General features: G+C 64.3%; 9 protein-coding genes. 2 read left to right on the plus strand and 7 right to left on the minus strand.

The window, feature by feature from the left end:
* Nucleotides 1-231: 231 nt before the first annotated feature.
* Nucleotides 232-1,542 carry a peptidoglycan DD-metalloendopeptidase family protein gene (locus C2U37_RS14205; RefSeq protein WP_104452505.1) on the minus strand — a complete coding sequence of 437 codons (1,311 nt, stop codon included), beginning with the start codon at nt 1,540-1,542 and terminating at the stop codon, nt 232-234.
* A 114-nt stretch (nt 1,543-1,656) separates the two neighbouring features.
* Between C2U37_RS14205 and tyrS the strand changes: the two genes are divergently transcribed.
* Nucleotides 1,657-2,856: a tyrosine--tRNA ligase gene (tyrS, locus tag C2U37_RS14210; protein WP_045525179.1), complete on the plus strand. Its 1,200-nt coding sequence runs from the start codon at nt 1,657-1,659 to the stop codon at nt 2,854-2,856.
* Nucleotides 2,857-2,934: 78 nt separating this feature from the next.
* Here the strand turns inward: tyrS and ygjK are convergent, their stop codons facing one another.
* The 4 genes from ygjK to C2U37_RS14230 all read right to left on the minus strand — a co-directional run bounded on the left by ygjK (nt 2,935) and on the right by C2U37_RS14230 (nt 8,391).
* Entirely contained in the window at nt 2,935-5,415 is a 2,481-nt protein-coding gene (gene ygjK, locus C2U37_RS14215) for an alpha-glucosidase (protein ID WP_104452506.1), read from the minus strand.
* 184 nt (nt 5,416-5,599) lie between these two features.
* Nucleotides 5,600-6,412 carry a helix-turn-helix transcriptional regulator gene (locus C2U37_RS14220; RefSeq protein WP_052814363.1) on the minus strand — a complete coding sequence of 271 codons (813 nt, stop codon included), beginning with the start codon at nt 6,410-6,412 and terminating at the stop codon, nt 5,600-5,602.
* 11 nt (nt 6,413-6,423) lie between these two features.
* Nucleotides 6,424-6,957 (minus strand): YbhB/YbcL family Raf kinase inhibitor-like protein, encoded by a 534-nt coding sequence (locus C2U37_RS14225; RefSeq protein ID WP_104452507.1) that lies wholly within the window; start codon nt 6,955-6,957, stop codon nt 6,424-6,426.
* A 177-nt stretch (nt 6,958-7,134) separates the two neighbouring features.
* Nucleotides 7,135-8,391, minus strand: a complete 1,257-nt coding sequence (locus C2U37_RS14230) for an adenylosuccinate synthetase (protein ID WP_010673886.1) — start codon at nt 8,389-8,391, stop codon at nt 7,135-7,137.
* A 190-nt stretch (nt 8,392-8,581) separates the two neighbouring features.
* Here C2U37_RS14230 and C2U37_RS14235 point away from each other — a divergent pair, with 190 nt between their 5' ends.
* Nucleotides 8,582-9,484, plus strand: a complete 903-nt coding sequence (locus C2U37_RS14235) for a LysR family transcriptional regulator (RefSeq protein ID WP_041212603.1) — start codon at nt 8,582-8,584, stop codon at nt 9,482-9,484.
* Nucleotides 9,485-9,547: 63 nt separating this feature from the next.
* Here C2U37_RS14235 and C2U37_RS14240 read toward each other — a convergent pair whose 3' ends face one another.
* Both C2U37_RS14240 and C2U37_RS14245 read right to left on the minus strand, forming a co-directional pair.
* Entirely contained in the window at nt 9,548-10,903 is a 1,356-nt protein-coding gene (locus C2U37_RS14240; RefSeq protein ID WP_104452508.1) for a TAXI family TRAP transporter solute-binding subunit, read from the minus strand.
* A 148-nt stretch (nt 10,904-11,051) separates the two neighbouring features.
* Nucleotides 11,052-12,191 (minus strand): MalY/PatB family protein, encoded by a 1,140-nt coding sequence (locus C2U37_RS14245; protein WP_010673889.1) that lies wholly within the window; start codon nt 12,189-12,191, stop codon nt 11,052-11,054.
* Nucleotides 12,192-12,262: the final 71 nt, after the last annotated feature.

The following is a 12,262-nucleotide window of genomic DNA, read 5'->3' on the forward strand; positions in this document are numbered from 1 at the left end:
TCAATGATGCAGAGGAACGGTTCGATACCATGCCCCGCTCTGGTACCGGGCATCCAGCCTATATAGCGTTCCGTCATGACAACCCCCTTTCAATGATGCAGAGGAACGGTCCGATGCTGTGTTCCGCCTTGGTTCCCGACATCAATCGGATATATGGCCCGCTCATGACATCACCTCTTCAGTGGTGCAGAGGAACGGTCTGATACCGTGTTCCACCTTGGTCGACAGCGCTCAGCTGTCGTCGCCGTTGCCCTTGTTTCTGGCCAGTTGCAGCTCGGGGCTGTCCAGCTTGGCCAGCTGGGGCATGGCCTGGGCCTTGAAGCTGGCCAGCGCCCGCCCGCTGAGAGACTCCGCCTGGGGCAGGTTGAGGGTGCGCGGGTTCTTGTGCACGCCGCCCACCACGAATTCATAGTGCAGGTGCGGGCCTGTGACCCGGCCGGTGCCACCGAGCAGGCCGATGGTCTGCCCCTGCTTCACTCGCTGCCCCTTGTTGACGGTGCGCTTGGAGAGGTGCAGGTACTTGGTCACGTAGTTGCCCGCGTGCTTGATGAAGACGTAGTTGCCGTTGAACTGGTTGTAGCCGGCGGCCACCACGCTGCCGCCGCCCGCCGCCATGATGGGGGTCCCCACCGGCGCTACGTAGTCGATGCCGTTGTGGGGACGCACCTTGCCGGTGACCGGGTGAAGGCGGCGCGGATTGAAGTTGGAGCTGATGTATTTGAAGTTGACCGGCGCGCGCAGGAAGCTCTTGCGCATCGCCTTGCCGTCCGGGGTGTAGTAGTTGCCATCCTGGTTCAGCACGGCGCGGTAGATGGCCCCCTGGTTGACGAACTCGGCGGCCAGGATGTCGCCGGAGGCAACCCGCTCGTCATCCTGGTATTTGTCCTGGTAGACCACCCGGAAGCTGTCCCCCGGTTGCAGGTCCTGGGCAAAGTCGATGTCCCAGCCGAAGATGGCGGCGAGATCCATGATCTGGTCTTCCGTCATGCCCGCTTCGACGGCGGCGCCCCAGAAGCTGGAGCGGATCTCCCCCTGGGCCACCTGTTCGCGGGTGTCGAGCTCGATCTTCACCGGCCTGGCCACGAAGCCGTCATCCAGGCGGTTCACCTTGAGCGCCTGCTCCAGGCTGTGGGGGTAATAGAGGCTGTGCAGCTCGCCGCCCTTGGTGAGCTTGAAGGTGAGCTCCTGACCGGGTTTGAGCAGGCGCAGGGTATCCGTGCCCTCGAGCTGGTCGATGAGGTGCAGATCCGTGGTGCTGAGGCCCAGGCGCTGGAAGATGACCCCCATGTTGTCGCCGCTGCGCACCTTCACCTGTCTGTTGACATAGCGCGGTTTGGGCGGGGTGACGGGCTCGGCCCGTGCCAGCTGCGCCTCCTCGTCGACCTGCTGCTCGACGGCCAGTTCGTTGTCGTTGTCATCGACCCGGGTGGCGACTGCCTGTTCGCTCGGCCAGGCCGCCAGCATCATCACCATGATGCTCAGGATAAGCACCATCTTGCGGTGCCAGTGAGGGAGAGAGTTGAAGGCGTGCCAAAGGACCATGAGAAGCAGACAAAGTTGAACCCGGAAGAAGGTCGGAGTTTACCGCCTTTCCAATTGGCCCGCCATTCCAGTAATATGTCTGGCCCTGTGGAATCGTGATTGGAGAGTCAAAAAATGTCCCAGCTCGAGGTGGCGCTAGCCGAGATCAAGCGCGGAGCGGAAGAAATTCTGGTTGAAGAAGAACTGATCGCCAAGTTGAAGGAAGGGCGCCCCCTGCGCATCAAGCTGGGGATGGACCCGACCGCGCCGGACATCCACCTGGGTCATACCGTGATCCTCAACAAGCTGAAGACCTTCCAGGATCTGGGCCATGAAGTGATCCTGCTGATCGGTGACTTCACCGCCATGGTGGGTGACCCCTCCGGCAAGAACGCCACCCGTCCGCCGCTCTCCGAAGAGGCCATCAAGCACAACGCCCTCACCTATGCCGAGCAGGCGTTCAAGATCCTCGACCCGGCCAAGACCCGCATCGAGTACAACTCCACCTGGCTGAGTGAGCTGGGCGCGACCGGCATGATCAAGCTGGCGGCCAAGCAGACCGTGGCCCGCATGATGGAGCGCGACGACTTCAAGAAGCGCTACTCGGGCGGCCAGTCCATCGCCATTCACGAATTCCTCTATCCGCTGCTGCAAGGCTATGACTCGGTCGCGCTGAAGGCGGACGTCGAGCTCGGCGGTACCGATCAGAAGTTCAACCTGCTGATGGGGCGCGAGCTGCAAAAAGATGCGGGCATGGCGACCCAGTGCGTGCTGATGATGCCGCTGCTGGTAGGCCTGGACGGTGTCAAGAAGATGTCCAAGTCCGCTGCCAACTACATCGGCGTACACGATGCCCCGGGGGAGATGTTCGGCAAGATCATGTCCATCACCGACGATCTGATGTGGAACTACTACGAGCTGCTCTCCTTCCGTCCGCTGGCTGAAATCGAAGAGTTCAAGGCAGGTATTGCTGCCGGCACTCTCAACCCGCGCGACGTGAAGATCTGGCTGGCCAAAGAGATCATCGCCCGTTATCACGATGAAGCGGCGGCCGAAGCGGCCCACGAAGACTTCACCCAGCGCTTCTCCAAGAACGCCATTCCGGACGACATGCCGGAAGTCGAACTGGCACTGGAAGGGGAAGGGCTGGCCATCGCCAACCTGCTCAAAGACGCCGATCTGGTGGCCACCACCTCCGAAGCGCTGCGCATGATCAAGCAGGGCGCGGTGAAGGTCGATGGCGAGAAGCTGGACGATGGCAAGGCCCTCATCGGTGCCGGTACCGCCGTCTACCAGGTCGGCAAGCGCAAGTTTGCCCGGGTGACCGTGAAGTAAGTCGCCACCTGCGGCGCTGCCATAAGAAAGGCCTCCCTTGCGGAGGCCTTTTTGTTGGCTCATTGCTGCAAAGAGGGATCAGCCCTCTGTTTTCAGGAAGTTGCGATAGAGCATGTAGAGGTGGGCCGAGCTCCAGCTGAAGTTGCTGGCCCCCTGCATGGCGCCGGTCTCCGGGTTGTAGTTTTCGCGGATGGGGCCGCTGCCCGCCAGCCCCTCGGCATTGCTAAACAGCTTGTTGACGAGCTGTTGGGCATCGCTGCGATAGCCGTAGTTCTCCAGCCCCTTCACCCCGAAGTAGAACTGATCCAGCCAGACCCGGCCGCGCCAGTAGATGTCGGGGTCGTAGGCCGGGTTGGTCAGCGCCGCCGTGCCGAGCGGCACCCTGGTGTTGAACTCCTGGGCATTGAGCATCACCTCGCGCACCCGCGCCGCCTTCTCTTTGTCCGCCACCTCGGCCCAGAGCGGGCTCCACCCTTCCGGGCCACGGCCGCGGGCGGTCAACAGCTTGCCGACGCAGCCGTTGGCGTCGGGCAGATCCCCCTGGGCTATCTGGCGGTCGTAATAGAAGCCGGAGGCCTCATCGAACAGGCAGCTGTTGATGTAATCGGCCAGCTGGGTCGCCCCTTCGCGGTAGCGGCTCGCCTCGTCCGGCTTGCCGAGCAGCTCGGCCATGTCGGCCAGGATGCGTTTCTCCTTGGCGAGGAAGGCGTTGAGCTCCACCGACTCCTGATCGATGGAGAAGCCGATGAGGCTGCCGTCGTCCTGATGGTTTTCAAAGAAGAAGACGTTCCAGTCCTGGCGCGCCCTGGCCATGTCGCCGCCATAGGTCTTGTCGGCATAGCGCTTGAGCTGCTCCGGTTCGATAAAGCCGAAGCGGGCGGCGTTGTCCATGCCGGACTCCCAGCCGGCACCGTGCTGGGCGCCGATATCCATGTCGGTGTAGCCGCCAACGCTCAATACCTGCTGATAGAGCGCCATGCCGGCGCAGCCATACCAGCCATCTCCCTCATTGGTACAGCTCGACAGATCCAGCCCGACCGGTGCCCCCGTCGGGTACTGCACCTTGAAGGTGATGTTGCCGAACTCGTCGTTGTGCTCGACGTGACGGGTGGCGCCATATTCGATGATGCCGTTGCGGTTGTTGTCCCGCGCCCGGTACCACCAGTCGTGATAGGCCTGGATCTTCGGGTACATCTCGGCGATGAAGGCCTTGTCCTGGGTGGCGCTGTAGATCTCCCAGATGGCCCAGGCGGAGAGGGGCGGCTTGGTGTCGCGCTCGTTCCAGTTGCCGCCATCACCGCCCCGATCGGCGAGCTTGTTGTAGAAGATGGCGTCGATCACCATGCCGGCATCCTGCGGCCGGACCGGGTCATCGGCCTGGATCTGGTAGTCATACATGGCACGTACGTTGTTCTTGGCCACTTCCGGGTTGAAGTGGGCCATGGCATAGGCGTGTTTCCAGCTGTCCCAGGCCCAGACCCCGTCGAACCAGCGGGCGGTGTTGGAGGGGGTCACCCCGTCGTGCAGGATGGCACCGGCCGGCGAGCGCCAGTTGCCGTTGAGTGTCTCCATCGCCTTGACCGCGATGCGCCGCTCCGACTCCGGGATCCCCTGATTGGAGAGGCCGCGCGCCAGGTAATCCTCCCAGCGGCGGATGGCGTCGTCGAAATGGCTGGCGGGGTCGGCCAGCAGCGCCTGGCGGCTCTGCTCGAAGCGACTCGCGTCAGCACTGCTGTGGACATAGCTCTGCAGGGTGTAGATATCCTGCTGGCCCTTGGCGGCCAGGGTGAGGCTGGCCTCGCTCACGTAGCCGAGGCCCTGTTCGTCGAGGGTGGTGCGACTGGGCAGGGTGCGATCGATGCGGTAGCTGGCGCTGCCGCTTTGCATGATGTTCCAGGTGCTGCGCAGCTTGCCGAACTGGAATGCCACGCCGCGCTCGGTCTGGCTGATGGTGCGGGTCCAGGCGGGGTACTGCTCGGCGACCGTCTTGTTGGCATCCCACTGGTTGAGCAGCTCCCCCTGCCAGTTGAGCTTGAGGGTGAGGGGGGCGTCAGTGTGGTTGATGAGGCGGGTGCGAACCAGCGCAGTGCGGGCATCGCCGTAGCGCAGCTCCAGCTCCAGGGTGAAGGGGTCGAATTCGAAGCGTTGCACCAGCGCCCCCGGGATGGCGTACAGCGCCTGCTTGCTGGCGCTGGTGAGCGGAAAGGCGTGGCCGCTCTCGTCGCTCAGGGTCAGCTTGTCCAATTCCCTTGCGAAGAACAGGCTGTACTCCTCGGCGATGACCATGGGGCCGGTAAAGCCGCCCCACTCGCTGTCGCTGGCGGGCAGCAGGAAGCCGTGCCAGGCACCGAGATCGAGCAGCGGGTTGTATTTGAGGTTGGCGTAGCTGTCAAAGTCACGGAACTGGAGCGGGGTGCCGCTGCGGTCGATCACGTTCTGATACTGGTTCGCCAGGGTGGCGCTGGGGGCGGCCGGGCTGCTGGAGTCATTGCCGTTGCAGGCAGTGAGGCCGAACAGGGCGACGCTCAGGGTGATGGAAAGTGAATTTTTACGAAACATCTCTCGCTCCAATGGCAGTTTTTGTAGGTTAAGGAATGTGTTTTTTAGTGATTATTTTAGTGAAAGCGTTTGCGAGAGCCATTATAGGGCGATTTTGACGGGGTTATTGGCGCTGTGTCACAGTGCAGGAGGGGCGAGTGTGAGCCTGATCACCCGGTTACACGAGGTTACATAATCTTATATTTTAGTAATTATTTACTTTTGTGGTGGCAGTCAGCGAGAGAGAGGAGGGGCAGGTACGCAGGTATTGGTGGGGGGTCAGGCCGAACTCCTCCTTGAAGCGCGCGGCAAAGCGGCCGGGGGAGTCGTAGCCACAGGCGAGGGCGGTCTGAAGCGGCGTGAGCCCCTGTTGCAGCAGGGTGAGGGCGTGCCCCAGGCGTACCTGGGTCAGCACCTGGCGAAAGCTGCGCCCTTCGGCGGCCAGTTTGCGGACCAGGGAGGCGCGGCTCATGGCGAAGTGGGTCGCTACCGTCTCCAGCCGGTGATCAAGACCAGGCTCCACGCTGAGGTAACGGGCCAGCCGCTCCCCCAGGGTCATGGTGGTGGCAGGAAAGAGCAGGCCAAGGCCCCCCGCTTCCCTGAGCTCGCCATAAAACCCTTGCAGCAGCTGGGTCTGGGCCGTCTCGCAGAGCTGCCGCTGCGCCATGGTGGTGACGAGATCGAAGCAGAAGGCGAGGGCCGGCGTCACCCTGATGGCCGGTGGCTTGAGGAGATCGAGGGGGCTCTCTGCCAGCCACTCGGCTGGTGGCGGGGCCAGCAGGGTGAGCGCCTGGGAGCGAAACGTGCCCTGCTCCGGCTGGTTGACGAAGGTGAGCCGGTGACCCGCCGGGATCAGCAGCCAGCTCTCCTTGTCAAAGGAGAGGCGTTGCTCCCGCCACCACAGCTGCTTGCGGCCCTGCTGCACCCAGATGAGGGTCGGCGCGTAGATGAGCACCCGGCGCAGGGGCTGCTGGCGGATCCCGAAGTAGTGATTCAGTTGCAGCAGGGGCGTGCTCATCGGGCGGGCTCCTAGGGGGTGGTGAAGGTGGCGGTCAGGGTGGCCTTGCCAAGGGCCAGGCTGTTGAGCATGTAGCCTACCATGGCGGGCGGGGTGTTGGCCTTCACCTCCAGTGCCTTGGGCAGGGCCCAGACGGTGAACTGGTAGCGGTGCATGCCGTGACCGGCGGGCGGGCAGGGGCCGCCATAACCCTGGGTACCGTAGTCGGTGCCAAGCTCCAGCCCCTGCTTGAGCTTGCCGGAGGCATTGCTCGGCAGCTCGCTCTGGCTGGCCGGCAGGTTCACCACCAGCCAGTGCCACCAGCCGCTGCCGGTGGGGGCGTCCGGGTCATAGGCGGTGATGGCGACGCTCTGGGTGCCGGCGGGCAGGCTCTGCCAGCTCAACTGGGGGGAGCGGTTCTCGCCGCTGCAACCAAAGCCGTTGAAGCTGAAGACCTTGTCCATGGGTTCACCCTCGCGGATGTCGGTACTCTTGAGGGTCATGGCGCTGGCGGGCAGGGCCGCGAGGCAGAACAGGGGCAGCAGCGGGATAATGGGGGATCTCATGATGGGCACTCCTTTGTGTGAATATGGCATTCACTCTAAGGGGGCTGGCTCAAAACAGAGTGCCCGTATGGCTCAAATTATGCCATAGAGGTGGCTTTTGTGAGCTGTTCGGGGCTTTTGAGGGGCATAAAAAAACCGGCATCCTGGGATGCCGGTTTTTGGGAGAGGCGAGGGGCCTTAGCGCAGGATCATCTCGTCACGGCCCGGGCCGACGGAGACCATGGGCACCGGCACGCCCAGCAGGGCTTCGATGCGCAGCACATAGTCCTGGGCAGCCTTGGGCAGCTCGGCGAAGGTGCGGCAGCCGCTGATGTCTTCGCTCCAGCTCTCCATCTTCTCGTAGACGGGGGTGAGGGCGGCGGTCTGCGGCCAGATCGGGTTCTCGGTGTGGGCACCTTCGTAGGCCACGCAGATCTTCAGATCCGGCAGACCGGTCAGGCAGTCCAGCTTGGTCAGGGCCACTTCGGTGGCAGCCTGCAGCTCGACGCCGTTCTTGGTGGCGACGGCATCGAAGTAACCCACGTCACGGGGACGGCCGGTGGTGGCGCCGAACTCGTTGGTGATCTTGCGGAACTCGTCCTGGTTCTCCATGGCGGTCAGCAGGGTGCCGGTACCGACGGAGGAGCTGAAGGCCTTGGCCACGGCGATGACGCGCTCCGGGCGCAGGCCCGGCAGACCGCCACCGATGCCGGCGTAGGCGCCGGAAACGTGGGAGGAGGTGACCCAGGGGTATTCGCCGTAGATGAGATCACGGCCGGCACCCAGCTGGGCTTCGAACAGCAGGGTCTTGCCTTCGGCTTGCAGTGCCTTGAGGGGCATGCTGACGTTGCAGACGGCGTCCAGCCAGGGAGCGGACACTTCCAGCAGCCAGTCGGCCATCTCCTGGGCGGTCTGGGTGAATTCGAAGTCCGGATAGAGAGCCTTCATCTGCGGCAGTTTCCAGTCCAGCATGAACTGGATGCGCTCGACCAGCACGTCCGGCTGTTTCAGCCAGCCCACCAGGATCGCCTTTTTCATGACCCGATCACCGTAAGCCGGGGCGATGCCCTGACGGGTGGAGCCGTAGGCGCCGTCACCCAGGCGTTGCTCTTCCAGGGTGTCTTCCAGCGCATGCAGCGGCAGGCAGAGGGTGGCACGGTCAGAGATGGCGAGCTTGGGAATGACGCCGGAGGCCTTGACCTCTTCCAGCTCGACGGTGAGCTTCTCGGGGCTGATCACCATGCCAGGGCCCAGCACGACCAGGCAATCCGGGTTGAAGACGCCGCTCGGCACCTGGTGCAGCTTGAAGGTGCCCAGATCGTTGACCACGGTGTGGCCGGCGTTGTTGCCGCCCTGGAAACGAATACTGGCGCCAGCCTGGCCTGCCAGATAATCGACGATGCGGCCTTTGCCTTCATCACCCCAGTTAGCACCTACGACTACGATAGACGACATGACTCTTTCTCCTAAGACGTTAGGCGTCCATCCTAGGAGCCCCGTGAGGATTAGAAAAATTAATTATCTTTATAATTCCGATAAGGAAGCCATATAATTCCGGTGCAATTATCGACACCGCGCTCCCTTTTGTGGTGACCGTGCCCTGGCGGCGCTGGCCCTGCCACCGACCCGGGAGAAGAGGAACCCCATGCTGGACATTCACTGGCTGCACACCTTCGTCACCCTGGCCCGGTTGCAGCACTTCGGCCAGACGGCCACCGAACTGCACATGACGCAACCCAATGTGAGCCTGCACCTCAAGAACCTGGAGCAGGCGACCCGGGTCAAGCTGGTGGAGCGCAGCCCGTTTCGCCTGACCCAGGCGGGGGAGCGGCTGCTGCAAAGCGCCGAGCGCGCCATCAACGAGTTGCAGCTCTGCCAGTCCGATCTCAATGCCCTGAGCCAGTTGAGCCAGGGGACGCTCGCCATCGCCGCCAGCGACATCATCTCGCGCCTGCTGCTCATCCAGCCGTTCCAGCGCTTCAAGCAGGCCTTCCCCGGCATCGACCTCACCCTGTTCAACACCACCTCGGATCAGGCGGCGGATCTGGTGCGGGCGGGCAAGGCGGATCTGGGCTTCGTGATGGCACAAAAGCGCAGCGAGCCGCTCTTCTACACCGAGTTGCAGCAGGTGACCTGGTGTGCCCTGGGGCACGGCCTGGCCCGCTGGCAGGCGCGGGCCAGCTCGGGGGAGAGCGATCCTCTGGACGAGCCGACCCTGATCCTGCTGGGGCACGACACCCGGACCCGGGCATTGATCGACCCCTCCCTGCCCCTGCTCGGCCTGCCGAGCTGCCGCATCATGGAGGTGGGGAGCGTGGATGCCCAGCTCGACTGGGCCGAGGCGGGCTTTGGCGTCGCCATCGTGCCGGATTTCTCCCTTCACCCCAGGCTCAAGCTGACCGCCCCGGTGACCCGGCTCACCGATTTTCCCGGTACCAGCCTGGGGTACGTGGTGCGCCAGAACCAGGTGCTGTCCCGGGCCATCAAGCAGCTGCTGCACTGGGTGGAGGAGGAGATCCAGAATCCGGCGCTGCTGCTGGCGCCGTGACAGGCCAGGCGCCCGTTCCCGATAACCAAGAGGCCACCCCTGGGGTGGCCTCTTGGTTGGTGTTCATTGCCCGGCGGGGGCTGTGGTCTCCACCGCGTGGCTGGGCGGGCTGGCCGGCATGGCCTCCGGTGATGGCGCCTCCAGCGGCGTTGCCGACGAGGCGGGCGCCTCAGGCGGGGTCAGGGGATGACCTGGTGCCAGGGTTGCGCTGCCCGGTGTGGGCGGCTCGGTCAGTGCCGGGGCCTGGTTGGTGGAGGCCGCCCCCGAACTGGTTGAGAGGGTCGCGGCGGCCGGCTGCTCCGGCAAGGTGTCGGACCCCTCCAGTGGCGCGGTGCCTTCCAGGGGGCCTGTCCCATCGGTCGGTGTGGCCGCGCTGCTCGCCGGGGACAAGGTCGGCAAGGCACCCGATGTCGCCCCGGCACCGGATGCCGTGAGGGTGTCCGCCGGGAGGGTGGGCACGGCATCCAGCATGCCGGGATGGAGCAGGGCGATGCTACCCGCCTGCATGCCTTCCCAGGTGAGGGTGGTCAGTGCCGGATGCAGCCGGGTGAACTGCTTGAGCCGCTCGTTCAGCACGTCCCGCAGGGTGTGCACCTCGCTCTCGGGCAGACTGGCCAGCGCCACCAGTTCGGCGGTGACGGCGAAGGTATTGACGCCGCTTGTCTGCCCCGGATAGAGGTTGGCGCCAATGCGGCTGCGATCATAGTAGGGGTGCTGCTTGAGCAGCTTGTCCACCTGTTCCCCCTCGATGGGAATGAGGCGGGCCTGACAGCGGCCGGTGAGATCGCCGATGGCCTGATTGGGGTGACCGGCGACCACGAAGGCGGCATCCAGGGTGCCGTCACAGAGCCCCTCCAGCCGGTTGCCCGCGGAGATCACGGGCGGGCGGCTGAAGTCGGCGATCCGCCACCCCATGGCATCGAGCAGGGCCCGGCTGGTGACCCTGTCCCCGGAGTTGGGGGCGCCGACATCGACCCGCTTGCCCTTGATGTCGGCCAGGGTGGTGATGTTGCTGGTGGCGCTGGCAATCAGGGTCAGGGACTCCTTGTGGAGCCGCAAGAGGCTGCGCAGCTGATCGTCCGGGGCCTGGCCCGCGAAGGGGCCGCTGCCGTGCACCGCATGGTAGAGCACATCCGACTGCATCAGGGCGAGCTGTACCTCTCCCTTGGCGAGCGCCGCCAGATTGGCGATGGAGCCCGAGGTACTCTGCACCGTGCAGTGCAGGCCGTGGCGGGCACTCTCCTCGTTGAGCAGGCGGCAGATGGCCCCCCCTGTGGGGTAGTAGACGCCGTTGAGGGCTCCCGTACCGATGGTGACATAGGCGGGGGAGGCGAAGAGGGAGGGCGCCAGCACGGCCGCAAGCCAGGGCAGGGCGGTACGTGGCAGACGCAACAGGGCAGAGAAGGCGAATGGGCGCATAGTGGACCGAAACCGTGGCTGAACATAAGGAGGAGGCGGGCTCATCCGGTGATGAGCCTCATCTTATCCGTATCAGACGGGAAGCTGAACGGATTTTACCGCTTTTGCGCACACCGGGCGGCCTGGGGCCGCCGCCCGGGACGGTTCGCTAGCGGGTCTGGAGAATGGCTTTCTCCATGCGGGCCAGGGCCTCGGTGAGACGGGCCCGGGTGCAGCCAAAGTTGAGCCGCACGAACTGGCCGTTGCCGAACTGGGCACCGGGGGAGAGACCCACGCCCGCCTGTTCGAAGAAGGCGACGGGATCGTCCAGGCCCAGGGCGCTCATGTCGATCCAGGCGAGGTAGGTGGCCTGGTTGCGGGCCAGCTTGACGCCGGGCCAGCGGGCCACGGCCTGCTCGATCAGGGCCAGGTTGCCGGCCAGGTAGTCGAGCTGTTCATTCAGCCACTGCTCGCCCCCCTCATAGGCCGCCTCGGCCGCCACGAACCCCAGCAGATTGACGTCGGCGCTGATGCCGCGCATCGCCTGTTGCAGCTTGAGTCGCAGGCGGGCATTGGGGATCACGGCGAAGGAGCAGCACAGCCCCGCGATGTTGAAGGTCTTGCTCGGCGCCATCATGACGGCGGAGCGTTCGGCCGCCTCCGGGCTCAGGGCACCATAGGGGATGTGGCGGGCATCTTTGTCCAGCAGCAGGTCGCAGTGGATTTCGTCGGAGCAGATCACCAGGTTGTGGCGCTCGGCGATGGCGTCGATGGCCAGCAGCTCTTCCCGGGTGAAGACGGTGCCACCCGGGTTGTGGGGGTTGCACAGCAGCAGCAGATCCGCCGAGGGGGCCTGACGCTCAAGCTCTTCGAGATCCAGCACCCAGCGGCCTTCTTCCTCCACCACGGGGACGGTGAGCAGGGGGCGGTCATTGAAGCCCGGTGCCTGCAGGAAGGGGTAGTAGACCGGCTTGGGGGTGATGATGCCGCGCCCGTGCTGGCTCCAGGCCTTGCAGGCGAGATTGAGGCCCGGCACCACCCCGGGCAGGAAGACGAGCCATTCGGGCTGGATGGTCCAGCCATAGCGGCTGGCCAGACGCGATACGATCAGTTCGATGAGCCGGGGAGAGGGGCGCGAATAGCCGAAGATGCCGTGGGCGACCCGTTTGGTAAGGGCCTCCAGTACGGCGGGGGGAGAGACGAAGTCGGTGTCTGCGACCCACATGGGCAGGACATCCTGACCCTTGTATTTGTCCCATTTCAGGCTCATGGTACCGCTGCGATCTATTTCCCGGTCAAAATCAAACATGTTAAATCCTTGTACTGGCGCTGGATGGGCTTCCAATGTACGGACTTGGACGCCCCCCCGCAACCCTTGAG

The organism is Aeromonas sp. ASNIH1 (assembly GCF_002934285.1).
Lineage (GTDB): Bacteria > Pseudomonadota > Gammaproteobacteria > Enterobacterales > Aeromonadaceae > Aeromonas > Aeromonas caviae.